Source organism: Caballeronia sp. LZ001, from assembly GCF_031450875.1.
Lineage (GTDB): Bacteria > Pseudomonadota > Gammaproteobacteria > Burkholderiales > Burkholderiaceae > Caballeronia.
Window position 1 is genome coordinate 265,754 of record NZ_JARTVX010000005.1, and the last position, 23,999, is coordinate 289,752.

Below are 23,999 nucleotides of genomic sequence, written 5' to 3' on the forward strand. Positions count from 1 at the left end.
GCATGCGAATTCATCCTGCCATACCGATCATCCGCATCTTTGCCGTCGATCGGGCCAAGGAGTTCTATCTCGACTTCCTCGGCTTCACGCTCGAATGGGAGCATACGTTCGGCGAGAACTTTCCCCTCTACGCGCAGATCAGGCGCTCGGACCTCACGTTGCACTTGAGCGAGCATCATGGCGATGCAACACCCGGTTCGACCATCTTCGTGCCGATGGAAGATATCGATACGTTGCATCGCGAGCTGGAAGCGAAGGCGTATCGATATGCGAAGCCCGGCGTCGAAACGGTGGACTGGGGACGCGTGATGGAAGTCGCCGATCCGTTCGGCAATCGCATTCGGTTCTGCGAACTGGCGAAGAACTGACGGCAATCCCCGGCTACACGGCCAACGCCGCCACGATCACTTGCGGCAGTGCGAGCAAACGCTGCGGCGCGAGCAGCAGCTTTGCCTCGCGGATGCCTGCGCCCATCACGATGCGCTCGCGCTCCATCACGGACGCTTCCACGAGCACGGTCATCGACTCAGGCAAGCCAAACGCGGTGATGCCGCCGTACTCCATGCCCGACAACTCCGTGGCCGCTTCGCGCGACGCGAACGAAATACGTTGCGCGCCGAGTTCGCGTTTGACCGCACCGTTCACGTCGAGCCGGCGCGTCGCCAGCGTGACGATAGCGGCGAACTGTTCGCCTCCGTCCTTCTTGAAGCGCACGACGATGGTGTTCGCGCAGTCGTCGAGATCGATACCGAAGCGCGCGCTGCAGGCGGCGGTATCGGAGGCGTCGTCGGGCACGCGAAACACATCGACGTTTGCGCCGTTCAGCGACGCGAGCACGGATGCGGGCAGGCGCGCGGCCGCTTCGTCGGCGGACATGATGTCGAGATTCAGAGCGTAATCGGCTTGTGGCGTGTTCATGAGCGTTCGATAAAGAGGCTTCAGGCAAAGGCCCGAAGTGCCGAAAAAAAGCCAAGCGTAACCGAATCCAGTGAGCCGCGCAGCGCTGCAACCATGCTGGAAGCATCGACCGGATATACTTGTCCCTCGTGGAATCGAATGCGAACAGGCAAGCAAGCCGCGTTCGCGCTCGAAAAGATATCTTTGTTCAGGGGCTGGAATGAGTCGATCGACGGTCACGTACCGGGGCTATGAGCTGGTTATCAAGAACGCGTCCAACGGTGTGGCGCAATGTTGGGCGTGGAAGGATCAGAAGGCCGCGTTCAAGGAAACCGGAGAGACGCTCGACGACGCCGAACGCACCGTGCGTGCGGCGATCGATGCGGAAATGGGACCGGCGACCGGCGCGGGAGATGCGGCAGTGGACGCCTACATCGCGGCGTTCAAGGCTATCTTGCCCGTCAGCGAAGGGCAGCGGAAGATGCTCGTCGCGCACTATCAGGCGCCCGCGCGCACCATCACCGCCATGCAGTTGGCCAAGGCCGCAGGCTATGCCAGCTATCGCGGCGCCAATGTGCAATACGGCAATCTGGGCAAGCTCATTTACGAGCAGCATCCTGTGGACCTGCCGCGCCGTCCGCGCGACAACTCGCTCATCTTTACGTATGCCATAGCCGATCCCGGCGCGGTGGCGGCTGGCAGCGTGCTCGAAGGCTATACCGAAGAGCACGAAGCCGAATGGAGTTGGCCAATGCGCGCGGCAGTCGCACAAGCGCTGGTCGCATTGGGCATCGTAAAGGCCTGAGGCGCATGACCCAAGCATGATCAAACTCTGCCTGCTCGATTTCGACGGAACGTTGTGCGCCACGCATGACGCAATTCGCACCTGCATCGAATTGACCTTCGATCATTACGGTGTGGAGCGGCCCGATGCCGCGCGCGTCGAGCACGTGATCGAAGCGGGCGTGGTCATGTCCGAGGCCATGCGGCAGCTCATGGGCTCGCGTCTGAGCGTGGCTCAAGCGGATGAATGGGCTGCCACGTATCGCGCGTATTACGTCGAACGTGGACTGCAACATACGCAGCTTTTCGCCGATGTCGAACGCGTGCTCACGGAGTTGCAGACCTTGGGCGTTGCCCTGGTGATCACGAGCAACAAGGCGGAAGCGTCGGTGAAGAAGGCAATCGATCATTACGGGATCGCCCACTTCTTCGACATGCTCGTATGCGACCCGCCCGGCTTGCCGAAGAAGCCGGATGCAGCGTGTTACGAGCAACTTATCGCGCCTCGCTATCCGCATGTTCCCCGCGGTGAGATTGCCGTCGTCGGCGACACGCAAGCGGATCTGGGCCTTGCGCGCAACATCGGCGCCATTGCTTGCTGGGCCGCGTATGGCTACGGCGACAAGGCGCGTTGCACGGCGATGGAGCCGGATATCGTATTGCAGGGCTTCGGTGAACTGGTTGAGAAGCTGAAAGCTTAAGCGCGCGATGAACCTCGGGCGAAGCCGCGCGCATCGCCCAAGTTTGCCGATTTTCGATAACTCCCCGGTTTTTGAGCCGCTAGGATGGCCTTCGACGAGGCCTTCCAAGAGCGAGCCGCCCATGAGCTTTACCGAAACGATCGGCGTGCGCACCTACCGCTTCGCCGACCTTAAAACCCTGCTGGCAAAGGCAAGCCCTTTGCGCTCGGGCGACCAACTTGCGGGCGTGGCCGCAACGAGCGAGGAAGAACGTGTCGCCGCTAAACTAGCGCTGGCGAACGTGCCCTTGCAAAGGTTCCTCGAAGAACCGCTCATTCCCTACGAGCAGGACGAAGTCACGCGGCTGATCGTCGATGAACACTCGCGCGAGGCCTTCGCGGACATCGCGCATCTCACCGTCGGCGATTTCCGCAACTGGCTCTTGAGCCACACGACCGATACCGCCGCGCTCGAACGCATCACCTTTGGTCTCACGCCTGAAATGATCGCGGCCGTGTCGAAGCTGATGCGCAATCAGGACCTCATCGCGGTTGCACGCAAGCGGCCGGTCGTGACGCGCTTTCGCAATACCATTGGTTTGCCGGGGCGCATGTCGGTGCGTCTGCAACCGAATCATCCGACCGATGACGTGAAGGGCATCGCGGCATCCATGCTCGATGGCCTGATGTACGGTTGCGGCGATGCCGTCATCGGCATCAATCCCGCCAGCGACAATCTTGCCGCGATCACGACCCTGCTCGTGATGATCGACGAATTTCGCGAGCGCTTCGGCGTACCGACGCAGTCCTGCGTGCTCACGCATGTGACCAACACGATCACGGCCATCGAGAAGGGCGCGCCTGTTGATCTCGTGTTTCAGTCGATTGCGGGCACCGAAAAGGCCAATACGAGCTTCGGCATTTCGCTCGCGTTGCTGCAAGAATCGTTCGAAGCCGCGCGCTCGCTCAAACGCGGCACCGTGGGCGACAATGTGATGTACTTCGAGACGGGACAAGGCAGCGCGCTGTCGGCGAACGCGCATCATGGCGTCGATCAACAGACCTGCGAAGTGCGCGCGTATGCCGTCGCGCGCAAGTTCGAACCGCTGCTCGTCAACACGGTGGTCGGGTTCATCGGTCCCGAGTATCTTTACGATGGCAAGCAGATCATGCGCGCCGGTCTCGAAGATCACTTTTGCGGCAAGCTGCTCGGCGTGCCGATGGGCTGCGACATTTGCTACACCAATCACGCCGAAGCGGACCAGGACGACATGGACAGCCTGCTCACGTTGCTCGGTGTCGCGGGCATCAACTTCATCATCGGCGTGCCAGGCGCGGACGATGTCATGCTCAACTATCAAAGCACCTCGTTTCACGACGCGCTCTATGCGCGCGAAGTGCTCGGCCTGCGCCGCGCGCCCGAGTTCGAAACCTGGCTCGAAACGATGCAGATAGCCAATGCGCGCGGCGCATTGATCGATTCGGCGACGCGTCAGCCCTTGCTCGAAGCATCGCGCGAATGGATGGGGGCCGCATGAGCGATACGCTCGTCAAGAACCCGTGGCAGTCGTTGCGGCAATTCACGAACGCGCGCATTGCGCTCGGCCGCGCGGGCAGTGGCATGCCGACCGAACCGTTGCTTGCGTTCAATCTCGCGCATGCGCAGGCGCGCGACGCCGTGCATCATCCCCTCGATGTCGACGCACTTCGCGCGCGTCTTGCCGATGCCGGCTTTGCGAACGTCGTCGATGTGCATAGCGCGGCGCCGGATCGCGCGCATTATCTGCGTCGCCCCGACCTTGGCCGCCGTCTCGCCGATGAAAGCCGCGCAATGCTCGACGCAACGTGTGCACGAGACCATGACGTGCTCTTCGTGATCGCGGACGGCTTGTCGGCGTTCGCCGCATCGAAGCAGGCCGTGCCTTTCTTGCAGGCGATTCTTTCGAGACTCGACGACTGGAACATCGGACCTGTCGTGATCGCCCGGCAAGGACGCGTCGCGCTCGCCGACGAGATCGGCGAAGTAATGCGCGCGCGTATCGTCGTGATGTTGATCGGCGAACGGCCGGGCCTGAGCTCGCCGGACAGTCTCGGCATCTACGTGACTTACGCGCCAGCGGTAGGCCGCAGCGACGCCGAGCGCAACTGCATATCCAACGTGCGTCCGGAAGGTTTGAACCACGACGCGGCCGCGTACAAGCTGCATTATCTGCTGACGCATGCGCGTCGTCTGGGCCTTACTGGCGTCGCGCTCAAGGACGACAGCGACGCAGCTATCGCCGCGAAAGAACCACTGACGTCGATTGCGTGCCACGCCTGAACGACATACTTCATTTTGGCGATCTATATTCGTCCCATGAGAAGCGAAGCGAGACCATCCAAGCCGAATGCTGACGCGCCGCGCGGTCCGTGCGTGCATCGGCTCGTCTCGCACGATGCGGACGAGCAGGCGGGCAATCTGCGCGGCTGGCGGCAGGTCTACGATCAGTTGAGCGCCGGACGCTTCGTCGGCACGCTTGCCGAGATCGACTTCGACGACGTGCAGTTGTTTCGCGAGACGACGAGCCAGACCTTGCGCCAAAGCTGCGAAGTGCCGGTCGATGCGTGCTGGTTCGGCATCCCGCTCTTGCGCGATGGCGCCGGGCGCATACAGTCGCGCGCCATCGATGAAAACGCGCTTGCGGTTCGCCCGGGCGGCGTCGAGTTCGAACTGTTGACGCCGTCCGGCTACGAAATTCTCGGCGTGGTTGCAACGCATGATGCGCTGCGCCGTCATGCCGAAGACGTCGAGCATATCGATCTCGAATGCGCCATGTCGCGCGGTGAGATCGTCGTCGTGGGTGCGGGAGAACGTGCGCGACTCGCGGCATCGCTCATGACTATGTTGCGAGGCGAAATCACACCGACCGAGTCGATGCGCTCGTCCTTGTTGTCGTGGCTCTTCGAGTGCGGCGCGCTGCAATGCGGCGAGCCGGCCGCGCTGCCCGTGGCCTCGCGTCGTCATGCGATCGCAACGCAAGCGCGCCACTATGTGCTCGAAAATCACGACCGCGCCGTGAACGTGCCCGAACCGTGCGCGCATCTGCATGTGAGCCGCCGCACGCTTCAATACTGTTTTCAGGAAGCATTCGGCATGGCGCCGAATGTCTATTTGCGCGCCATACGCCTCAACGGTGCGCGACGTCAGCTACGACATGCCGGTGCCGCGCAAAAGACGCAAACCGTTCAGGACGCTGCCGCTGCATGGGGTTTCTGGCACCTCAGCCAGTTCGCGCTCGACTATCGCAAGCTTTTCGGCATGCGTCCTTCGGAAACGCTCAACACCGCAACCGCGCGAGCTCACGGCTTTGCCACGATCGACAGATAGCGCGCCGGCATCTTGACGCCATAGCATGCGTGCGGCGTGGCTGCATCGAAATACACGCTGTCGCCTTTTTCGAGCATGAGCGGTGCGTAGTCGCGCATCATGAATATCAACGAGCCATCGGTGACGTAGATGAACTCCTGTCCGTCATGCGCCGAGAGCACATGCTTGCCGGTATCGGCACTGGCTTCGATGAGCGTCGGCTCCATCGACTTCGTCACGAGGTCCGCGCCGAGCCATTCAAAGATACCGGTGGAGGTCGGATGCTTCACGCCATGACCCGCGCGGCTTACTGCCCGACAGCCTTGCGCAAAGGACTTTTCGTTGCCGCCGACCATGTCGGGCCAACGGATATCGAGCGCCTTCGCTAGCCGCGACAACACCGAATAGGTCGGCGATATACGGCCATTCTCGATACGCGAGATAGTCGAGATCGCCACCGACGACAACTCCGACAACGCCGCGAGCGTCATGCCCCGCGCGTGCCGATGATGCGCGATGGTCTCCCCGGGACTCGCTTCGCTGGTTTCTTCAACAGGCGTGGGTGCGGGCGCCGCCTCGGCTCCTGGCTTGCGCTTGGGCTTGCGCACGACCGCCGCCTTTGCCGCAGGGCTCGTTCTCTGCGCCGCCTTTCGCGGGCGATTTTCTGTTTGCATGGTGTCTCTTGTATTCGTTCGATATGCGGGGAACCGCCACTTCGCCATCACGACATGGTGACATAAGCGCCCGGCGTTTGCATGTTTTTGCGTATATGCAAAAGTTTTTCTTGACCATCAAATTTTAGCTCAATACGATGGTTTTCATGGTTTTGCATATACGCAAAAACCGCCGACGTTACCCGATCAATCCATTCAGGAAGGGCTGACCACCATGTTCGACGATCCTCTTACCCACGCCATCGACGCACTCAAGTCATCCCGGCGAGGCTTTCTCAAGACGGCGGGCTACGGGGTCGTCGCGGGACTCGGCGCAAGCACGCTCGGTCGCGCGGCACTCGCCGCACCGACGCTCGCGCCGATCAAAACCGCGCGTCCCGGCTATCTGACCGCTGCGTGCCTCGGCGACATGCCGATTGCATCCGTGCGCGACGGCAAGCTCGTGGGAACGGACTTCGACATGCTGCAGTTGATCGCCGAGCGTCTGCAACTGAAGATCGACGTGCAGCAGATGACCTTTTCCGCCGTGATCGAAGCGGTGAAGTCGGGCCGCGTGGACTGGTTCGGCGGCAACTTCGCGTGGACGCCGATCCGCGCCAAACTGTTGTTGCTCACCGATCCCGTTTTCTACACGGGCGCCTACGTCATCATGCGGCAAAACCAGACGCAGAAGAGTTCGCTTGCCATCGCAGACTTGAGCGGGCACACCATCGGCACGGCGACGGGTTATTCGGTCGTGCCCGACATGAAGAAGGTTCCGGGCATCGTCGAAGTGAAACTGTATGACGGTATCGACTCGTGCTTGCGCGATGTCGTCGCGGGGCGTCTCGACTTTGCCGTGCTCGACGCGCCGACCGTGGACTACATGATCCAGCAGAATCCGTCGTGGGGACTGAAACAAATTCCCATCGGTTTCGACGCAGCGTACCCCAGCCTCACGGGCAAGTTCGCGTCGATCTGGGGCGTGAGTCCGGACAAGAAGGACCTGTTCGACGGCATCAACGAAGGCGTGCGCTGGCTCTGGCGCACCAACCAGATCAAGCCGATTCTCGCGAAGTACGGGATCGACAATCCCGACTACTTGCAGCCGTTGCCGACCGACCCGCGCACCGGCGTGGACCGCGACGCGAAGGGCGCGCTGATTGGCCCGTTCGCGCACGATTCGCGGGACTTCAGCAAAGCCTTCGCCTGAAGGCCGGATCATCATGGGACACCGCGATATGTCTGCGACGCTAAGCGCCACTCCTTCGGTCGACACGCGCATGCTCGTGCGTATCGACGGCCTGCACAAGTCCTTCGGCACGCATCATGTGTTGAAGGGCATCGACCTCGATGTGATGCCGGGGCAAAAGGTGTCGCTGATCGGACCGAGCGGCTCGGGCAAGACCACGCTGTTGCGCTGCGTGAACTTTCTCGAGACGCCGAGCGCGGGGCATATCTTCATCGACGGCGCGGCTATCGGCGAGCGTCGTCACGGTGACGGCTGGCAAGCGATGTCGGGCCGCGAACTCGCCGCCATGCGCGCGAATATCGGCATGGTGTTCCAACGCTTCAACCTGTTTCCGCACCTGAGTGTGATCGACAACGTCCTGCTCGGACCGCGCAAGGTGCAGAAGCGCAGCGGCCGCGAGTTGATCGACGAAGCGCGTGCGTTGCTGACGAAAGTGGGCATGGACGAGAAGCGCAACGCGTTTCCCGATCAATTGTCGGGCGGCCAGCAACAACGCGTGGCCATTGCGCGCGCGCTCGCCATGAAGCCGCGGCTCATGCTTTTCGATGAAGCGACTTCCGCGCTCGATCCCGAGCTCGTGGGCGAAGTGCTCGGCGTCATGCGCAAGCTCGCGGACGAAGGCATGACGATGATCATCGTGACGCACGAGATGCGCTTCGCTGAAAGCGTGTCCGACAAGGTCGTGTTCATGGCCGATGGCAAGATCGTCGAGGAAGGACCGCCACGGCAGATCTTTCACGATGCAAAGGTCGAACGCACGCGCGCGTTCTTGCGCGCGGTGCTGGAGCACTGACATGGCGCTTCTCACCGCGTGGGCTCACAGCCTGCATTTTCTGCCGTATTTCGTGCGCGTGTTGTGCGTGAGCGCGGTGACCACCGCGGTGCTGACCGCGAGCGCGTTCTGCGTGGCCTTCTTGCTGGGCTTCGTGATCGCGCTCATGCGGTTGTCGCGCAGTGTCGTGTTGAAGGCGGTGGCGAACGTCTATCTCGAACTGTTCCGCAACGTGCCCTTGCTGACGCAGTTGTTCGTGCTGTACTTCGGGCTCGAACGGATCGGCGTCACGCTGCCCGCATTCGTGGCCGCAACGCTCGGCTTCGGTCTCAACGGCGCGGCGATTCTCTCCGAGGTGTTCCGTTCGTCGATCAACGGCGTCGACCGAGGCCAACGCGAGGCGGCGCTTGCCATCGGCATGACATGGCCAATGGCGCTCGCAACCGTCGTGCTGCCGCAATCGATGCGGCTCGCCTTGCCCGCGCTCGCCAACTTCGCCATCGGGCTATTGAAGGATACGTCGCTCGCTTCCGCCGTCGCGGTGCCGGAACTCGTGTTCCGCGCAAGGATGCTCGTGAGCGAGACATATCAGACCAACCTCATCTACTTCATCGTGGCGATCATCTATCTGCTGCTGAGTCTGGCGTTGTCGCGTCTTTCGACGGCGACCGAGCGCGGACTCGGCAAACCGAGGGCGGCGCTGTCATGAACTATTCCGAACTCTGGTCTTCCATGCACGACGAGCTGTTTCAGGCGGCATGGGCAACGCTGCGTCTGGCGCTTGGCGCCATCGCTATTGGCGTCGTGCTCGGGATGGTGCTCGCCATCGTCAGGATGGGCAGTCGTGGCATGGCCGCGCGTTTAGCACGTGTCTATATCGAAGTGTTTCGCGGCACGCCCGCGCTCGTGCAACTCTTTCTCGTGTACTTCGGCTTCGTTGCCATTGGCATTCGCTTCGATTCGTATCAGGCCGCCGTGCTTGGTCTCGGCATGAACGCCGCCGCGTATTTCGCGGAGATCTTTCGCGCGGGCATCGAAGCGGTGCCACGCGGACAAAGCGAAGCAGCCGCGAGCATCGGCATGACGAGCGGCGCGGCCATGCGCTGGGTCGTGCTGCCGCAAGCCATTCGGCTGGTGCTCGCGCCTTCGGGCAATGTCGCCATCTCGCTTTTGAAGGACACGTCGGTGGCCTCGCTCATCGCCGCGCCCGACCTCATGCTGCGCGCTCAGGACTTGAGCTCGCAGTATTTCATGCCGTTCGAAATCTACGTCACCGTAGGGGCGTTCTATTTCGTGCTGTGTTATCCGCTGTCGCAATTGATGCGTCATATCGAGCGACGTCAGCCTGCTCACGGCTGATACAGCGGTCTTTCCCAACCAGAGTCTCTCAAGACAGAACAGAAGGAGTAAGTGTATGCGCAAGGTCATCGAAACCGGCTTGCCCAACGGAAGCGCGCCGGTCGAATGGGCGACCGTCTCGAACGGCACGCTCTACACGGCGAGCATTCCCATTCGCGCGGACGGTTCGATCGAGGATGGCGACATCGCCACGCAAGCCGAACTGACGTTCGCGAATCTCAAGCAGATCGTCGAGTCGGCGGGCGCGACCATGGACGACGTCACGCAGGTACAGGTCTTTCTCACGGACAAGAGCTACTTCGAAGGCATGAACGAGGTCTATCGCCGCTTCTTCACGAAGCCGTATCCGAATCGCGCGACCATCATCGCCGATCTCATGGTGCAAGGCGGCAAGATCGAAATCCTGGCTCATGCCGATGTGAGCAAGGTTGCCTGATGAAGCATGTGATCGTCATCGGTGCGGGCATCATCGGGACGACGACCGCGCTCGCGCTTGCGGGTGCGGGCTGCCGCGTCACCGTGATAGACAGCCGCCGTGAAGCAGGCCTGGAAACCAGCTTCGCCAACGGCGGCTTGCTCGCGGCCAACAGCGCGTTGCCGTGGTCTTCACCCGGCACGCCGATGCAATTGCTTAAATGGCTCGGCCGCGAAGATGCGCCGCTTCTGCTGCGGCCTCGCGCAATCCCCGGTCTCGGCATGTGGGGTGTGCGCTTTCTGGCCAACTGCCGCGCGGCCAAGTACCACAAGACGGCTGCGACGCTCACCGCGTTCGGTCAGCAAAGCCTCGCGGCCATGGAGCGTCTGCTCGGCCAGAAGCGCATAGACGCGGGCATCCAGCGTGGCGGCCTGCTTGAACTGATTCGCGGCAAGGACGCCGAGCGGCGCGCGGAATCGTTCGCGCGCATGCTCGAGCGCATGGGCGCAAAGGTCAGGCGACTCGATGCAGCGCAAAGCGTGGCGCTCGAACCATCGCTCGGAGGCATTGCACATAGCATTGGCACGGCGCTCCTGCTCGAATCCGATGCCTGGGGCGACGCGCATGCGTTCAGTGTCGCGACCGCCGCCGCAGCCGAACACGAAGGCGTGACGTTTCGGTGGGGAAGCGCGGTGAGCGGTATCGACCTGCAGCGCGGTTCTGTTGCCGGCGTTCGTCTTGCCGACGATTATCTGAGCGCGGATAGCGTCGTGATATGCGCGGGCGCGATGTCTCCGTCGCTCGTCGGCCCGCTCGGCGTGCGCCTGCCGATGGCGCCCGTCAAAGGCTATTCGCTTACGCTCCGTGCCGACGAACTGGGATTTCTGCCGCAACGGCCTATCGTCGACGATTACGAGCATATCGGCGTAACGCCGCTCAAGGACATGCTGCGCGTGGCGGGCACCGTCGAATTCGATGGCTTCGACAGGACGCTGCGGCCCGGTCGCGTGGAGAACCTGAAACGCGCGCTGACGCGGCTTTTTCCGCAGATCCGGATGCCTGCCGAAGTGCGGCCCTGGTGCGGGCTGCGGCCCATGGCGGCAGATGGATTGCCGATCATTTCACCGACGGCGGTGCCGCGTCTTTTCGTCAACACGGGACACGGCGCGCTCGGCTGGACGCTTGCGTGCGGCTCGGCCGATCTCATCACGTCGATGGTCACGAGCCGGAGCGATGCGCGCGACACGCCGTTCAGTCTCACGCGCAGCTTCTGGTGAAACGAAGCGCGATAATCAAGTCAATGCAAGAGGGCAAGTCATGTCGGGTGAGGGAAGACGCGAAGTCATCGTGATCGGTGCGGGCGTGGTCGGCGTTGCGTGCGCGCTGTGGTTGCGAAGAACGGGTCTCGACGTGTTGCTCGTCGATAAGGGCGAGATAGCGGGCGGCGCTTCGTTCGGCAATGCGGCCACCATTGCGGACTACGCATGCACGCCCGTGCCGCAGCCGAAAATCTGGGGCGACATTCCCGGCTTGCTGTTCGGCGCGGACTCGCCGCTTTCCATTCGCTGGTCGCGCCTGGGAAGCTATGCAGGATGGCTCGCTGCGTTTCTCGGGCAATGCAACCGGCGCGCTTATGTCGCCAATAGCGAAGCGCTTGCATCGTTGCTGCATGGTACGCACGAGGGATATGCGCCGCTTCTCGAAGACAATCCACACGCTGGGTCGTTCATTCGGCGCGATGGTTGTCTCTACTCTTATCGCACGCAAGGAGCGTTCGAGCGCGCCGCGAGCGATATCAAACTGCGTGGCTTGCTGGGCATTCGTCAAGAGGTGATAAGCGCGGCCGAACTCACGCAACTGGAACCCGCCATGCAGCAGCGCACGGTGGGCGGCGTGCTATTTCCTGCCGCGTGCCATCTCGTCGATCCGCAAGGCTTCGTGCAGGCGCTGGCCAAACCGCTGATCGACGAGAAGCGTTACGCACGCATGGAGGTCAGCGATATTTCGAGCAGCACCGCGGGCATCTGCCTGCGTTCCGCTGCCGGCGAAACGCTACACGCCGACAGAGTGGTGATTGCGGGCGGCGCATGGTCCGCGAAACTCGCGGCGCAAATGGGCGATTCCATCCAGCTTGGCGCGGAGCGCGGTTATCACGTCGAGTTCCAGCTGGATAAGCCGATGTTCACGCGGCCGACTTGCGTCGTTGAGTCGAGCTTCTATATGACGCCGTTGCGTGACCTGCGGCTGCGTGCTGCGGGGACTATCGAGTTGAGCGGGATCAAGTCACCGTTGAACCCTTCGCGCACGGCGTTCATCGAACGAAGCATCCGCCGCAACGTGGATATCAAAGCGCCCGTGTCCAGTAGCTGGCTCGGTATCCGGCCGACCATGCCGGACTACTTGCCGGTGATCGGACCATCTTCGGCGGACAAGCGCGTGATCTACGCGTTCGGGCATCAGCATCTCGGCATCACGCTGGCGGGAACCACGGGCGACATGGTCGCGCGATTGATTCACGGCAAGAGTCCCGGCGCAATCGAGCGCTTCTCCGCGGACCGTTTTAAATAATCGATACTGCCGCCGCGCGCGTCTTACTTCGCTCGACGTCTGCGCGTAGTCCCCCACGGCGGCGTCTCGAACGATTGCACCACCCAGTCGATGAACGCACGCGTTTTCGCGGCCGCATGCTTGGAAGACGCGCGCACCACGCTGAGTTGTTCGCCCGCGTCCACCTTCCAGCCGGGCAGCACTTGCACCAGCTCTCCGCTCTGCAATTCGCGGCCGACGAGCCAGTCCGTCCCATACATGATGCCGACGCCCGCGCGCGCCGCATTCAGCACGGCATCGATTTCATCGGTCGTCATTCTCGCGTTGATGCGAATGGCGCGGTGCATGTCGTCGCGTTTCAGATGCCATACCGGATGCGTGGAGAGCCGCGAAAAGCCGATGCATTCATGGCGCATCAGGTCTTCGGGCTTCGTGGGACGTCCGCGCGCGGCGAGATAATCCGGCGATGCGCACAGTAAGCGCCGCATGGTCGCAAGCGGCCGCGCGACAAGCCGGCTGTCTTCCAGTTTGCCGATACGCACGCCTACATCGAAACGTTCTTCGATCAGATCGACATAACGGTCCGTGTACGTGCATTCGACATCGAGCGAAGGATAGCGCGCAAGGAACTCCGGCATGCGCGGCGCAATCCACATGCGCCCGAACCCTGCGGGCAAGCTGATGCGCAAAAGTCCGCGCGGCGTCGCAGCTTGCGAGCGCGCTTCGTCTTCCGCATCGCGCATGATGTCCCACGCTTCGCGCACGCGATCGCGATAACGCGTGCCTGCTTCCGTCGCCGATACGCGGCGTGTCGACCGTTCGAGCAAACGAATGCCAAGACGCGTTTCCAGTTCCGCGATACGTCGGGAAATGACCGAGCCGTCGCGCCCCAACTGGCGGCCTGCCGCCGTGAAACTCCCGGTCGCGAGCACCGCGAGAAACGCCTGAACCTGATCCGTTTCGATGCCGTTCATTGATGCACCCCAGGCACGAATGTTATGCCGTATGGGTCGATTATAGAGGCGCGTCTTCGTTAGCATGATCTCTGTGCTTAACGAAAAAGGAGCGCACCGTGCAAGCGTATCGACTGAAGGCAGGCAAGCCCTACGAATTGACGTTGACCGATAACGCACTCGAGCCCGTACCGGAAAGCGACGAAGTGCTCATCCGCATTCGCGCGGCGGGACTCAACTATCTCGATCTCATGGTGGCGAACGCGCGCTTCGGCAACGTGGACGCGAGCTTCGTGCCGGGTGCGGATGGCGCGGGCGAGATCGTCGAGGTCGGATCGCGCGTGAAAGGCTGGAAGGCGGGCGATCGCGTGATCGCCGGAATGATCGTGGATTGGGCCGCAGGACCGCTCACGGTCGCGAACGGCGAGCGTCTTCGCGGCGTCACCATGCCGGGCTCGCTCGCGGAATATGCGGTCGTGCCCGCTACCGCGCTCGTCGCCATTCCCGCTGCCATGCCGTTCGTGCAGGCCGCAAGTTTGCCAGTCGCCGCGACGACCGCATGGAACGCCATCGTCGCGGGCAATGTGCGGCCGGGGTCCACCGTGGCGTTGCTGGGTACGGGCGGTGTGAGTCTGTTTGCGCTGCCGCTTGCCAAGGCGGCGGGCGCACGCGTGATCATCGCGTCTTCATCGGACGAGAAGCTCGCCCGCGCGCGCAAGCTGGGCGCGGACGTCACCATCAACTACCGGACCACGCCCGCGTGGGACGTCGCGTTGCTCGAAGCCACGGAAGGGCGTGGCGCGGATCTCGTCGTGGAAACCGTCGGCGTGGCGACTTTCGAGCGCTCGGTGAACGCGGCGGCAATCGGTGGAACGATCTTCGTCGTCGGGTTGATAGGCGGCGAGGAAACGAAGATGCCCTTGCTCAAGGTCATGGTGAAGACCTTGCGCATTGTCGGTAATCAGACTGGCTCGACGGCCAATCTCGCCGATGCGGTCAAGGCCATCGCACAGTCCCGAATCGAACCGGTGATCGATCGCGTCTTTCCCTTCGATGCCGCGCAGGAAGCCTATGCCTATCTCGAATCGGGTGGCCATTTTGGAAAAGTGGTGATAGACGCCACTTGATGCCGGTTGTCGTACAACTAGTCAATCGTAATGCACCTTTTGGCGCTATGTAAGGAAAGCATTCTGTGTGTGAAGGACCGCATGAAACCGTCGGTTCATAGGGTTTTCACGGACGCGAGGCAAGCAACTGACTTGTATGATGACGTATCTTTACAGATTCGTCGTCAGGTCTCGCGTGCGCGCATTCCTCACGCGCTTCGATAGCACCCAAAGGAGAAGACATGCGATTCCGCTACCGCTGGATAGTCGCCGCGCTGCTGTTCTTTGCCGGCATGCTCAACTATCTGGACCGCGCGGCGCTCTCCGTGGTCGCACCGCTCGTCAAGAGCGAACTGCATATCAACGACGCGCAACTCGGCGTGCTGTTCAGCAGTTTCTTCATCGGATACTGCGTGTTCTGCTTTATCGGCGGATGGGCGGCCGACAAGTTTGGTCCGCGCAAGGTGTTCGCCATTGCTGCCGCGTTCTGGTCGCTGTTCTGCGGCGCCACGGCATTCGCGGGCAACTTCGCCACGCTGATGGTGGCGCGCGTCGCGTTCGGTGTCGCCGAAGGCCCAATGGGCACGACGACCAACAAGTCGATCTCGAACTGGTTCCCGCGCAGTGAAGCGGGCCGCGCCGTGGGTCTCACGAACGCTGGTCAGCCGTTGGGCGCCGCCATTGCCGCACCGATCGTCGGGCTGGTCGCTTTGCAGTTCGGCTGGCGCATCTCCTTCGTCGTGATCGCGGTGCTCGGCTTCGTGTGGATTGCGTTCTGGTTGCGGTGCTTTCGCGATCATCCGGAAGATCATCCTGCCGTAACGCGCGAGGAAGCCGCGCATATCGCGAGCGACAGGCTCGTGCCGCATCACGCGGAAGGTTCCGCTGAAGCAGGCTCGCAAGCGGGCGTGATGCACTATTTGCTGTCGTTGCCGGTGCTCGGCGTGGCTGCCGCGTTCTTCGCGTTCAACTACGTGCTGTACTTCTTCTTGTCATGGTTGCCGAGCTACTTCACGGACTATCAGCATCTCGACATCAAGCACATGAGCGTGATCGGCATCCTGCCGTGGCTCGGCGCGACGGCGGGCTTCGTGCTCGGCGGCATCATCTCCGACGCGCTCTACAAGAAGACCGGCAACGTGCTCTTCGCGCGCAAGACGGTCATCATCCTGGGGCTTGGCGTGGCGGCAATCTGCGTGTTGCTGGTGTCGCGCGTGAGTTCGCTTGCGCCTGCCGTCGCGTTGATCGCGGTGGCGAGTCTCTTCGCTTTCATGACGCCGCAAGCGTGCTGGTCGCTGTTGCAGGACATCGTGCCGCGCGATCGCATTGGCGCAACGGGCGGCTTCGTACATTTGCTCGCGAATCTCGCGGGCATTCTCTCGCCGAGCATTACCGGCTTTCTGATTCAGTACGGCGCGGGTTACTCGTCGGCTTTCATTCTCGCAAGCGCGTTGTCGGCACTCGGCATGCTGATTTTGTGGATCGCCGTGCGTGAAACGCAAGTCATGCGGCTGCGTGGCGCGCCAGTCTGAAGAAGTAACAACGAAGGTAGAAGCCAAGCTGACTGGTAAGCGTCGGGCATCGATCTTGCGCCCGATGCTCGAGGCAAAGGGTCCTGGCGAACGATGTCCGTCACGCGCACCTGCATCGCGGAGCACCGCTTTCGCCATGCCGCCAGTCACGGAGCATCGCCTTGCCTTCACCCAATTCTTCGATACTCGAACGGCTCGCTCGTTCGCCTCTTCCGGTCTTCGTGCTCGTTGCTATCGCTGGCGGCACGGATGCGCTCGTCATGCTTCACAGCAAGGAATGGCTCGCGGTCTATATGACCGGCAATTCCACCAAGCTGAGTCAGTCGCTTGTTCAAGGCGCGTTCGAAAAGACGATTCCGCTCATCTGCGTCATCGCGTGCTTTCTTGCGTTCACGACGCTTGCCGCGTGGCTTGGAACGCGCTTTCCCCGATGGCGCGCCGCCCTGTCCCTCACGCTCACCGCAATCCTTCTCGCTTGCGCCGTGCCGCTCACGGGCGAGCAGTTCTCGCCGCTCACGACGTGTCTCGTCGCGGCAGGCATGGGCGCGATCAATCAGGCGCTCGCCGATCAGCCGGGCGTCACGTTCATTACGGGTACGTTCATTAGCGTCGGCAGGCAACTCGCTGGCCGCAAGTTCGGCGCGGCTGCGCTCGGCATGCTGCGCTGGATATCGTGGATCGTCGGCGCGGCTGCGGGCACGGTGCTGAATATTCTGTTCGGCCCTGGTGCGCTGGCGGCCATTGCGCTTGCCGCACTCGTCTGCGCACTCACTGCGACCGTGTATGGCAGCACCATGCACGCGGAACGGCTCGCGCATTGATTGCTGTTCGATTCGTCCAGCAATCGTTCAACGATGGAGAAACTACTCATGTCTGGCAACGATATGACTCCCTATTCCGTCACCGGCCCCGGCACCGCCGATGGCCCGAAGCTGCCCGCATCCGGCGAATGGCAAGCGCCCGCGGAGATCGACGTGGGCAGCGTCGAGGACGGCAAGGTCGAGTTCCCGAACTGGAAGGGCGATGCGGACAAGCGATCGCCTCCGCCGCCAGCACCGACATCGCCGGACAAACGTGTTGGCTTTGCAATCGTCGGTCTGGGACGTTTGGCGCTCGAACAGATTTTGCCGGCGTTCGTGAACAGTAAGCACGCGCGGGTTGCAGGGCTGGTGTCGGGCAGTCCAGACAAGGCGCGGGCGGTGGCCGCGCAATACGGCGTGAACGAAGCGGCCGTACTTGGCTACGATGACATATCGCGTCTCGCCGACAATCCCGACATTCAAGCGGTATACGTCGTCACGCCTAACGGCTTGCATCTGCCGCACGTCATTGCAGCAGCGAAGGCCGGCAAGCATGTGCTATGCGAAAAGCCGATGGCCAACACCGCCGACGAGGCGCGCCAGATGATCGACGCCTGCGCGAAGGCGGGCGTCAAGCTCATGGTGGCTTACCGTTGCCAATTCGAAGTCTTCAACAGTGCGGCGATGAAGCTCGTGCAATCGGGCGAGCTGGGAAGGGCGCGCATCATCGAGGCGACCAATGCGCAGGTGCAAGGTCCCGGCGGTCAATGGCGTTTGAGGTCGGCCCTGGCGGGCGGCGGCGCCTTGCCGGATATCGGCTTGTACTGTTTGAATGGCGTGCGTCATGTGCTCGGCGAGGAACCCGTCGAGGTCTATGCGCAGATCGTGAATCCCGCCGATGACGAACGCTATCGGGAAGTGGAGGAAACCATCGCGTTCACGTTACGCTTTCCCTCGGGCGCGATTGCGCAGTGCGCAAGCAGTTACGGCGCGCATGAATCGAAGGATATGCGTATCCGTCTTGAGAGAGGCTGGATCGATATCGAGAACGCGTTTGCGTACAAGGGACAGCGCATGCGCATTGCGCGACGCAAGGACGATTTCGAAGTGATCGAAGAGCAGCGGCTCGAATTCAAGGATCAGTTCATGCTTGAAATCGACCACTTCGCGCAGTGCGTGCGCGATGATCGCCAGCCCGACACACCGGGTGAAGAAGGTCTGCGCGATCAGGTGTTGATGGAGGCGATTTATCGGTCGGCGCGAGAAGGGCGGCCGATTGCGGTGGCCGAGAGCGCTTGAAGATTCGAAGCGCTCTCGCCGCACATCAACGCGTAGGCGAGAGCGCCAGGTACGGCGTGATATTGCGCATGGCGCGCGCAACGTAGTCCTCTTTCTCGGCCACAGGCGCCACATAATGCAGCGCGCTTTCGGCCGCTTCCACGCCTTCGAATCGCGCAATAACCCAAGCTGCCAGATACTGCGAAGCAAGACAGCCGCCAGCGGTTGCCACATTGCCGTTGGCGAAAAACGGCTGATTCAACACATCGACGCCGGCTGCCTCAACCCACGGCTTCGTCGTCAGATCGGTACAAGCGGGAACGCCCCCAAGCAACCCGAGCTTTGCCAGCACGAGCGTGCCCGAACACTGCGCGCCGAGTAACTGCCGCGCCGGATCGAACCGCATCTGCGCCATGAGTGCTGCATTGGCGACGACTTCGCGCGTCAGCAATCCGCTTCCGACGATGACCGCATCCGCGTCACTCGCCTCGCGCAGGGAAATGTGGCCTTCGATCACCACGCCGTTCATCGACTTCACGCGCGTTTCGGGCGTCGCAATCGACACGCGCCAGTGTGGCTTTTTGATGCGATTGAGAATGCCCAGCGCGATGAACGAATCGAGTTCGTTGAAGCCTTCGAACGTGAGAATGGCGATATGCATGATGGCGCACCGTTGAGCGTTTGAATGATCGAATGAGCCGATGCTAAACCAGGAGTCCATTACAATCAAATAATTGTCATGGATACATCTTCGCATGGCCCAGCCCCGCTACAAGACGCTCGTCGATTCCTTGGCCGCCGATATCCGCGCGGGCCGTTTGCGCCCGGGCACGCGCCTGCCCACGCATCGCCAGCTTGCGGCCACGAAGGGCCTCGCTCTCGTCACGGCATCGCGCGTCTATGCGGAACTCGAAGCCATGGGCCTCGTGCGCGGCGAGACCGGGCGCGGCACTTTTGTGCGGGAAATCTCGCTGCCGCCGGGCCTGGGTGTCGATCAGCACGTGTTGGGATCGGATATGATCGATCTCAACTTCAATTATCCGTCGCTGCCGGGTCAGGCCGAGTTGCTGCGCAACGCCTTGCGCCAGCTCGCCGCTTCGGGCGATCTCGAAAGTCTGCTTCGTTACCAGCCTCACGGTGGCCGTCCGCATGAACGGGCAATCGTGGCGCGACATTTGAAGGCGCGCGGGCTTGCGGTGAGCGCGAACGAAGTGTCCATCGTCAACGGCGCGCAAGCGGGGCTCGCGGCAGCCGTCGTGGGCTTGCTTCGTCCCGGCGATGTCGTCGCGGCCGATGCATTGACGTATCCCGGCTTCAAGGTACTGGCCGAGGCGCACGGGCTTGAACTCGCGCCGATTCCAACGGCCGGCTCCGGGCCTGATCTGGATGCGCTGGACCATTTATGCAGAAGGCGCCGCGTGCGGGCGGTCTACGCCATGCCCACGCTGCACAATCCGCTTGGCTGGGTGATGAGCGCGCATCGTCGCAAGCAACTCGTGGCGATTGCAAGAAAGCACGGGCTTTTGATCATCGAGGACGCCGCATACGCCTTCCTCGTCGACGATCCTCCCGCACCGCTGGCCGTTCTCGCACCCGAGTCGACCGTCTATGTCTCCGGGCTTTCGAAGAGCGTCGCGACGGGCTTGCGCGTGGGTTTCGTGGTGGCATTCGCCGACGCCATGAAAGCGATCGAACGCGCTATCAGAGCGACCACTTGGAACACGCCGGGCGTGATGACGGCAATTGCTTGCGGATGGCTCACCGATGGCACCGTGCGCCGGCTCGAAGCGGAGAAGCGTCGCGACGCGAAGCATCGTCAGGCAATGGCCGCCGACGTCCTCGCGGGCATGCGATGCGTCCGTCATCCTGCGTCGTATTTCGTGTGGCTGCCGCTCGCGGAAGAGGTTCGCGCCGATCAGGTTGCAGCGTCACTCATGCGCGAGGGCATTTCGGTGGCGACCGCTGAACCTTATTCGGTTTCGCCGCATGTGCCGCATGCCATTCGGCTGGCGCTGGGTTCCGTCGAGCGCGATGTGCTGCGCGATTCGCTCGAGACAGTGAGGCGGGTGATCGGCGAGTACGCCTATTGAAGATGCACCGGCGCGTCAGGGAAACTGCTTGACGTTGAGATCGAACGGCGGGGCATTGCGACTCTTGAGCAGATGCACGAACCTGTCCTGTGTCGCTCGCGCATGCGCGGGCAGATACTTCACGAGCGCCGCGCGGTCCTTGCGCTTCACGATCTCAATGATCTTGTCGTGCTCACGCAAGTTCCTGTCGAACTGCAGGTCCTGCTCTTCGGGCGTCGATTCGGCTTCCATCTTGTAGAGATGCACTAAAAGCCGCCGAACATGGCGGTGCGTCGATTGCGCGAACTCATAGAAAAAGCCATTGCCCACGGCCTGATTCATTCGCATGTGGAACTTCTCGTTGAGCGCGGTGATGTTCAGAAACGCGCGCGCCTGAACCTGCGTGACGTATTGCGTCTGAATCGTCGTCAGGTCTTCCGCCAGTCCCGGTTCGAACCGCATCATCTGCGCGAGGATATTCTCGGCTAGCTGATGCGCGACGAGAATCTCGCCGATCTCCTCGAAGTCGAGCCGGCGCACGAAGGTCCCGCCGCGGTTGGGCACGATATTCACGAAGCCTTCCGCGACCAGCCTGTTGATGGCCTCGCGCGCAGGCGTGCGTCCGAGCATGAAATCGTTCAGCAGCATGGGTTCGTCTATACGGCTGCCCGGCGAAATCGTCAGATCGATGATGCGCGAGCGAATGGCGTTCACGGCCGAATCGGTTTGGCTCATCGAGCTTTCGGCGGCGACGGGTTCGGCTGCATCGAGTATCGATTGCGATGGATCGTCGGATGACACGAGCGCGGCTTTCGCCGACGTCTTGCGCGACACGGTTCTGCCGGCGGTCTTCGCGGCGGCGGTTTTCAGCTTCGGCATAGTCTCTCGCTTTCCCGCCCTGGCGCAGGCGTTCAATTTCGTATATGCGAAGTATATAGGATGTCGGCTTTTACGCCTTCGCCTTGCTCAATAACGCTCTTGCGCGCATGAACAACTATTTTTTTGAAAAGTATACGCGACGTATATTCGCATGCTAAGGTTGGGTCGTTGCTCATCGACGAGCAATTCGAAGCACCCGGCTTCTTCACTGACGACCCAGGTTCCAAACACATTCTGGCGCTGACCCGGAAGGACCCTGGCACGCCTGCGAACAGGCCGTTCGTGCACGACACACCAATAAGGGAGAACGAGTTGAGCGACGCAATAGAAGGAATCGAAACGCTCGTCGGCCAGAAAGTACGGCGCGACATCAGCCGTCTGGTCGCCTTCGCGAAGGGCAATCTGGCGCGCGCCGCCGCGAGCATTGCGGGACAACGTGAGCCGCATATCGGCATCGTCTGCGGATTTTTCGTGCGTCATGCCGAGCCGCCTTCGCCCGAAACGGACGGGCTCAACGGCATGGCGCAACTGGCAGCGGGTTTTGTCGAAGCGGGCATGCGCGTGACTGTCATCACCGATGCGCCTTGCGCCAAGGCCGCATGGGCCGTGACGCGCGTGTTGCCGGGCAAGGTCGCGCTCGAAGTGGTCGATGTCGACGACACCGCCGTGCGCGATCTGCGCAAGCGCCTCGAAACGGCGGAGCATCCGATTACGCATCTGATCGCCATCGAACGTTGTTCGCTGGGCTCCGACGGGCGCGCGCATCGCGAGCATGGCTGGGATATCTCCGACGACACCGCCGCGCTCGACTACCTCTTCGCCGACGAAGGATGGCAGGCGCCGTGGAAGACCATCGGGATCGGCGACGGCGGCAACGAGATCGGCATGGGCGTGTTGCCGAAAGAGATCGTCGAAACGGACATCCCGAACGGACCGCTCATCGCCGCGCGCACGCCGGCCGACTATCTGATCGTGTCTGGCGTCGCCAACTGGGGCGCGTATGGCTTGCTCGGCGCGGTCGCGGAGTTGAAGCCGGAGCTGGCACAGCCGCTTCTCGCGCATTTCAACGGCGCGTTCGAGAAGGAGGTGCTGGCGGCGGCCGTGGAGATCGGTCAGGCCATCGACGACAGCCGCGTGGATCGTCCCGGCAAGCTGCAGATGACCATCGACCGGTTGCCGCTGGAAGACCACGTTGCGATCATCGACGGCATTCAGGCGCTCGTCGCGCGTTCGTCTTCGCCGGGCGTGGCGCGCTAGGGGCACGGGCCATGAGACAGGATCTTTCGATCGTATTGCTGCATGCCACGCCGGTCGCGATGGAGCCTATCCATCGCGCGTTCGCAGCGGACTGGCCCGAAGCGCGCTTGAGCAATCTGCTTGACGACGGTCTCACGGCCGCGCGCGCAGCGGACGAGCAACTCACGCCGGCGCTGATGCAGCGCTTCGTGAATCTCGTGCGCTATGGCTACAAAGCGGGCGCGGACGCGATTCTCGCGACCTGTTCGGCGTTTGGTCCGGCCATAGAGAAAGCGGATCGCGAGTTGCCGGTGCCGGTCTGCAAGCCGAACGACGCGATGTTTCAGGACGCGCTTGCCTGCGGCAGCCGTCTCGCGATGATCGCGACCTTCGCCCCGGCTGTGCCGACGATGGAAGCCGAGTTCGCCGAGGAAGCCGCGCGCATCAATCCGCAAGCGACGCTCGATACGTTCGTGGCCGCCGAAGCCATGACGAAGCTGCGTGCGGGCGATGCATCGGCACACAACGCGCTCGTGGCCCAGGAAGCCGCGGAGCTGCATGGCTACGACGCGATCCTGCTCGCGCATTTCTCCACTTCGCGTGCGCAGGCGCTCGTGACAGAAGCGGTGCGTGTTCCCGTGTTCGCCGCTCCGCAAAGCGCGGTGCGGCGGCTCAGAAGCCGCCTTGGTCTTTGAGAGAAGGAGCTAACCGATGATCCACGAGACAAGGCCGCTTACGCTCATGAGCACGCTGGCCGTGAAAGGCGCGCTTACGGAAAGCGTGTTGCCCGCCTTCGAGAGGCACCACGGCTTTTCCGTGAACGCGACGTTCGATCCCACCAACGTGCTGCTCGAACGCATCGTGCGTGGCGAGCGTGCGAGCGTGATGGTCGCGGTGACCTCCGCCATCGACGATCTCATCGCGCAACGTGTTCTGAGCCCGCGCGGGGCGCGTGCAATCGTGCGCACCGGGATAGGCGTGGCGGTCGCGAGCAATGCGTCTGTGCCGCCGCTTCGCACCGTCGACGAGTTGAAGCGCTGTCTGCTAGCGGCCAAGTCCGTTGCGTATTCACGCAGCGGCGCGAGCGGCGTCTACTTCGCGACCTTGCTCGGGCGGCTCGGAATCGCGCAGCAGATCGACACGAACGCGACCGTCATCCCCAAGGGATTCACGGGCGAATGCGTGACACGCGGCGATGCGGATGTGGCCATTCAACAACTCAGCGAACTTGCGATGGTGTCGGGCGTAAAGATCGCCGGTCCGCTGCCCGAGGAAGTGCAGTCGTACACGTGCTTCTCCATCGCCGCCTTCGCGGGTGCCGACGAAACGCCTGAAACCGAAGCCTTGCTCCTCACACTCGATTCGCCCGCCGCACGCGATGCCTACGAGAAGTTCGGCCTCGAGTGTCTCGATTAATTCAGCAGCCACAGCCTTCCGCCGGCC

General features: G+C 62.2%; 26 protein-coding genes. 21 read left to right on the forward strand and 5 right to left on the reverse strand.

Annotated elements, in window-relative coordinates:
- Positions 1 to 2: 2 nt before the first annotated feature.
- Positions 3 to 368: a glyoxalase superfamily protein gene (locus tag P9292_RS37735; RefSeq protein ID WP_250493881.1), complete on the forward strand. Its 366-nt coding sequence runs from the start codon at positions 3 to 5 to the stop codon at positions 366 to 368.
- Positions 369 to 381: 13 nt separating this feature from the next.
- Here the strand turns inward: P9292_RS37735 and P9292_RS37740 are convergent, their stop codons facing one another.
- A complete protein-coding gene (locus tag P9292_RS37740) occupies positions 382 to 918 on the reverse strand; it encodes a YbaK/EbsC family protein (RefSeq protein ID WP_250467837.1) in 537 nt (178 codons plus the stop codon).
- A 199-nt stretch (positions 919 to 1,117) separates the two neighbouring features.
- Between P9292_RS37740 and P9292_RS37745 the strand changes: the two genes are divergently transcribed.
- The 5 genes from P9292_RS37745 to P9292_RS37765 all read left to right on the forward strand — a co-directional run bounded on the left by P9292_RS37745 (position 1,118) and on the right by P9292_RS37765 (position 5,726).
- On the forward strand, positions 1,118 to 1,702 hold the full coding sequence (locus P9292_RS37745; RefSeq protein WP_244831137.1) for a hypothetical protein: 585 nt from the start codon (positions 1,118 to 1,120) through the stop codon (positions 1,700 to 1,702).
- Between the two features lie 16 nt (positions 1,703 to 1,718).
- Positions 1,719 to 2,381 (forward strand): HAD family hydrolase, encoded by a 663-nt coding sequence (locus tag P9292_RS37750; RefSeq protein WP_309964631.1) that lies wholly within the window; start codon positions 1,719 to 1,721, stop codon positions 2,379 to 2,381.
- Positions 2,382 to 2,502: 121 nt separating this feature from the next.
- Entirely contained in the window at positions 2,503 to 3,897 is a 1,395-nt protein-coding gene (locus tag P9292_RS37755; protein ID WP_309964632.1) for an ethanolamine ammonia-lyase subunit EutB, read from the forward strand.
- Positions 3,894 to 4,679, forward strand: a complete 786-nt coding sequence (gene eutC / locus P9292_RS37760) for an ethanolamine ammonia-lyase subunit EutC (protein WP_309964633.1) — start codon at positions 3,894 to 3,896, stop codon at positions 4,677 to 4,679. Before P9292_RS37755 ends, eutC begins: the two co-directional genes overlap by 4 nt.
- A 36-nt stretch (positions 4,680 to 4,715) precedes the next feature.
- A complete protein-coding gene (locus tag P9292_RS37765; protein WP_309964637.1) occupies positions 4,716 to 5,726 on the forward strand; it encodes a helix-turn-helix domain-containing protein in 1,011 nt (336 codons plus the stop codon).
- On the opposite strand, the gene P9292_RS37770 is transcribed toward P9292_RS37765, so the two are convergent.
- On the reverse strand, positions 5,699 to 6,379 hold the full coding sequence (locus P9292_RS37770) for a helix-turn-helix domain-containing protein (protein ID WP_250467843.1): 681 nt from the start codon (positions 6,377 to 6,379) through the stop codon (positions 5,699 to 5,701). The genes P9292_RS37765 and P9292_RS37770 overlap by 28 nt on opposite strands.
- 214 nt (positions 6,380 to 6,593) lie before the next feature.
- Between P9292_RS37770 and P9292_RS37775 the strand changes: the two genes are divergently transcribed.
- Genes P9292_RS37775 through P9292_RS37805 form a run of 7 tightly spaced genes read left to right on the forward strand, consistent with a single transcriptional unit; the run spans position 6,594 to position 12,724 of the window.
- A complete protein-coding gene (locus tag P9292_RS37775) occupies positions 6,594 to 7,571 on the forward strand; it encodes a transporter substrate-binding domain-containing protein (protein ID WP_309964639.1) in 978 nt (325 codons plus the stop codon).
- Between the two features lie 28 nt (positions 7,572 to 7,599).
- On the forward strand, positions 7,600 to 8,403 hold the full coding sequence (locus tag P9292_RS37780; RefSeq protein WP_284503405.1) for an amino acid ABC transporter ATP-binding protein: 804 nt from the start codon (positions 7,600 to 7,602) through the stop codon (positions 8,401 to 8,403).
- Between the two features lies 1 nt (position 8,404).
- Positions 8,405 to 9,091: an amino acid ABC transporter permease gene (locus tag P9292_RS37785; protein WP_309964643.1), complete on the forward strand. Its 687-nt coding sequence runs from the start codon at positions 8,405 to 8,407 to the stop codon at positions 9,089 to 9,091.
- Positions 9,088 to 9,741 carry an amino acid ABC transporter permease gene (locus tag P9292_RS37790; protein WP_309964645.1) on the forward strand — a complete coding sequence of 218 codons (654 nt, stop codon included), beginning with the start codon at positions 9,088 to 9,090 and terminating at the stop codon, positions 9,739 to 9,741. The genes P9292_RS37785 and P9292_RS37790 overlap by 4 nt, the downstream gene beginning before the upstream one ends.
- A 55-nt stretch (positions 9,742 to 9,796) precedes the next feature.
- Positions 9,797 to 10,177, forward strand: coding sequence for a RidA family protein (locus P9292_RS37795; RefSeq protein ID WP_244831146.1), 381 nt, complete (start codon positions 9,797 to 9,799; stop codon positions 10,175 to 10,177).
- Positions 10,177 to 11,433 carry an FAD-dependent oxidoreductase gene (locus tag P9292_RS37800; protein WP_309964646.1) on the forward strand — a complete coding sequence of 419 codons (1,257 nt, stop codon included), beginning with the start codon at positions 10,177 to 10,179 and terminating at the stop codon, positions 11,431 to 11,433. The genes P9292_RS37795 and P9292_RS37800 overlap by 1 nt, the downstream gene beginning before the upstream one ends.
- Before the next feature lie 40 nt (positions 11,434 to 11,473).
- Positions 11,474 to 12,724 carry an FAD-binding oxidoreductase gene (locus tag P9292_RS37805; protein WP_309964648.1) on the forward strand — a complete coding sequence of 417 codons (1,251 nt, stop codon included), beginning with the start codon at positions 11,474 to 11,476 and terminating at the stop codon, positions 12,722 to 12,724.
- A gap of 23 nt (positions 12,725 to 12,747) precedes the next feature.
- Here the strand turns inward: P9292_RS37805 and P9292_RS37810 are convergent, their stop codons facing one another.
- Positions 12,748 to 13,677, reverse strand: coding sequence for a LysR family transcriptional regulator (locus P9292_RS37810; protein WP_309964650.1), 930 nt, complete (start codon positions 13,675 to 13,677; stop codon positions 12,748 to 12,750).
- Positions 13,678 to 13,775: 98 nt separating this feature from the next.
- On the opposite strand from P9292_RS37810, the gene P9292_RS37815 reads away from it, so the two are divergent.
- From P9292_RS37815 to P9292_RS37830, 4 genes are all read left to right on the forward strand, one after another.
- A complete protein-coding gene (locus tag P9292_RS37815; protein ID WP_309964652.1) occupies positions 13,776 to 14,783 on the forward strand; it encodes an NAD(P)-dependent alcohol dehydrogenase in 1,008 nt (335 codons plus the stop codon).
- Between the two features lie 221 nt (positions 14,784 to 15,004).
- Positions 15,005 to 16,294 (forward strand): MFS transporter, encoded by a 1,290-nt coding sequence (locus P9292_RS37820; protein WP_250511717.1) that lies wholly within the window; start codon positions 15,005 to 15,007, stop codon positions 16,292 to 16,294.
- A 161-nt stretch (positions 16,295 to 16,455) separates the two neighbouring features.
- Positions 16,456 to 17,115: a YoaK family protein gene (locus P9292_RS37825; RefSeq protein ID WP_309964655.1), complete on the forward strand. Its 660-nt coding sequence runs from the start codon at positions 16,456 to 16,458 to the stop codon at positions 17,113 to 17,115.
- A gap of 48 nt (positions 17,116 to 17,163) precedes the next feature.
- Entirely contained in the window at positions 17,164 to 18,393 is a 1,230-nt protein-coding gene (locus P9292_RS37830) for a Gfo/Idh/MocA family oxidoreductase (protein ID WP_309964657.1), read from the forward strand.
- A gap of 25 nt (positions 18,394 to 18,418) precedes the next feature.
- Here P9292_RS37830 and P9292_RS37835 read toward each other — a convergent pair whose 3' ends face one another.
- Complete coding sequence (locus P9292_RS37835) at positions 18,419 to 19,033, reverse strand: DJ-1/PfpI family protein (protein WP_309847428.1); 615 nt, start codon at positions 19,031 to 19,033, stop codon at positions 18,419 to 18,421.
- A gap of 94 nt (positions 19,034 to 19,127) precedes the next feature.
- Between P9292_RS37835 and P9292_RS37840 the strand changes: the two genes are divergently transcribed.
- Positions 19,128 to 20,462, forward strand: coding sequence for a PLP-dependent aminotransferase family protein (locus P9292_RS37840; protein ID WP_309964659.1), 1,335 nt, complete (start codon positions 19,128 to 19,130; stop codon positions 20,460 to 20,462).
- Between the two features lie 15 nt (positions 20,463 to 20,477).
- Here P9292_RS37840 and P9292_RS37845 read toward each other — a convergent pair whose 3' ends face one another.
- Positions 20,478 to 21,320, reverse strand: coding sequence for a GntR family transcriptional regulator (locus P9292_RS37845; RefSeq protein WP_309847433.1), 843 nt, complete (start codon positions 21,318 to 21,320; stop codon positions 20,478 to 20,480).
- Positions 21,321 to 21,632: 312 nt separating this feature from the next.
- Here P9292_RS37845 and P9292_RS37850 point away from each other — a divergent pair, with 312 nt between their 5' ends.
- The 3 genes from P9292_RS37850 to P9292_RS37860 are packed head-to-tail and all read left to right on the forward strand — an operon-like array spanning position 21,633 to position 23,972.
- Positions 21,633 to 22,577, forward strand: a complete 945-nt coding sequence (locus P9292_RS37850) for a glutamate cyclase domain-containing protein (RefSeq protein ID WP_250511713.1) — start codon at positions 21,633 to 21,635, stop codon at positions 22,575 to 22,577.
- 11 nt (positions 22,578 to 22,588) lie between these two features.
- Entirely contained in the window at positions 22,589 to 23,251 is a 663-nt protein-coding gene (locus P9292_RS37855) for an aspartate/glutamate racemase family protein (RefSeq protein ID WP_309964662.1), read from the forward strand.
- A 16-nt stretch (positions 23,252 to 23,267) separates the two neighbouring features.
- Positions 23,268 to 23,972 (forward strand): substrate-binding domain-containing protein, encoded by a 705-nt coding sequence (locus P9292_RS37860; RefSeq protein ID WP_309964664.1) that lies wholly within the window; start codon positions 23,268 to 23,270, stop codon positions 23,970 to 23,972.
- Positions 23,973 to 23,999: the final 27 nt, after the last annotated feature.

Excerpts from the sequence above, each read along its gene's own strand:
- P9292_RS37735 (WP_250493881.1), top strand. The coding sequence starts at position 3 with ATGCGAATTCATCCTGCCATACCGATCATCCGCATCTTTGCCGTCGAT.
- P9292_RS37740 (WP_250467837.1), bottom strand. The coding sequence starts at position 918 with ATGAACACGCCACAAGCCGATTACGCTCTGAATCTCGACATCATGTCC.
- P9292_RS37745 (WP_244831137.1), top strand. The coding sequence starts at position 1,118 with ATGAGTCGATCGACGGTCACGTACCGGGGCTATGAGCTGGTTATCAAG.
- P9292_RS37750 (WP_309964631.1), top strand. The coding sequence starts at position 1,719 with ATGATCAAACTCTGCCTGCTCGATTTCGACGGAACGTTGTGCGCCACG.
- P9292_RS37755 (WP_309964632.1), top strand. The coding sequence starts at position 2,503 with ATGAGCTTTACCGAAACGATCGGCGTGCGCACCTACCGCTTCGCCGAC.
- eutC (WP_309964633.1), top strand. The coding sequence starts at position 3,894 with ATGAGCGATACGCTCGTCAAGAACCCGTGGCAGTCGTTGCGGCAATTC.
- P9292_RS37765 (WP_309964637.1), top strand. The coding sequence starts at position 4,716 with ATGAGAAGCGAAGCGAGACCATCCAAGCCGAATGCTGACGCGCCGCGC.
- P9292_RS37770 (WP_250467843.1), bottom strand. The coding sequence starts at position 6,379 with ATGCAAACAGAAAATCGCCCGCGAAAGGCGGCGCAGAGAACGAGCCCT.
- P9292_RS37775 (WP_309964639.1), top strand. The coding sequence starts at position 6,594 with ATGTTCGACGATCCTCTTACCCACGCCATCGACGCACTCAAGTCATCC.
- P9292_RS37780 (WP_284503405.1), top strand. The coding sequence starts at position 7,600 with ATGTCTGCGACGCTAAGCGCCACTCCTTCGGTCGACACGCGCATGCTC.
- P9292_RS37785 (WP_309964643.1), top strand. The coding sequence starts at position 8,405 with ATGGCGCTTCTCACCGCGTGGGCTCACAGCCTGCATTTTCTGCCGTAT.
- P9292_RS37790 (WP_309964645.1), top strand. The coding sequence starts at position 9,088 with ATGAACTATTCCGAACTCTGGTCTTCCATGCACGACGAGCTGTTTCAG.
- P9292_RS37795 (WP_244831146.1), top strand. The coding sequence starts at position 9,797 with ATGCGCAAGGTCATCGAAACCGGCTTGCCCAACGGAAGCGCGCCGGTC.
- P9292_RS37800 (WP_309964646.1), top strand. The coding sequence starts at position 10,177 with ATGAAGCATGTGATCGTCATCGGTGCGGGCATCATCGGGACGACGACC.
- P9292_RS37805 (WP_309964648.1), top strand. The coding sequence starts at position 11,474 with ATGTCGGGTGAGGGAAGACGCGAAGTCATCGTGATCGGTGCGGGCGTG.
- P9292_RS37810 (WP_309964650.1), bottom strand. The coding sequence starts at position 13,677 with ATGAACGGCATCGAAACGGATCAGGTTCAGGCGTTTCTCGCGGTGCTC.
- P9292_RS37820 (WP_250511717.1), top strand. The coding sequence starts at position 15,005 with ATGCGATTCCGCTACCGCTGGATAGTCGCCGCGCTGCTGTTCTTTGCC.
- P9292_RS37830 (WP_309964657.1), top strand. The coding sequence starts at position 17,164 with ATGTCTGGCAACGATATGACTCCCTATTCCGTCACCGGCCCCGGCACC.
- P9292_RS37835 (WP_309847428.1), bottom strand. The coding sequence starts at position 19,033 with ATGCATATCGCCATTCTCACGTTCGAAGGCTTCAACGAACTCGATTCG.
- P9292_RS37840 (WP_309964659.1), top strand. The coding sequence starts at position 19,128 with ATGGCCCAGCCCCGCTACAAGACGCTCGTCGATTCCTTGGCCGCCGAT.
- P9292_RS37845 (WP_309847433.1), bottom strand. The coding sequence starts at position 21,320 with ATGCCGAAGCTGAAAACCGCCGCCGCGAAGACCGCCGGCAGAACCGTG.
- P9292_RS37855 (WP_309964662.1), top strand. The coding sequence starts at position 22,589 with ATGAGACAGGATCTTTCGATCGTATTGCTGCATGCCACGCCGGTCGCG.
- P9292_RS37860 (WP_309964664.1), top strand. The coding sequence starts at position 23,268 with ATGATCCACGAGACAAGGCCGCTTACGCTCATGAGCACGCTGGCCGTG.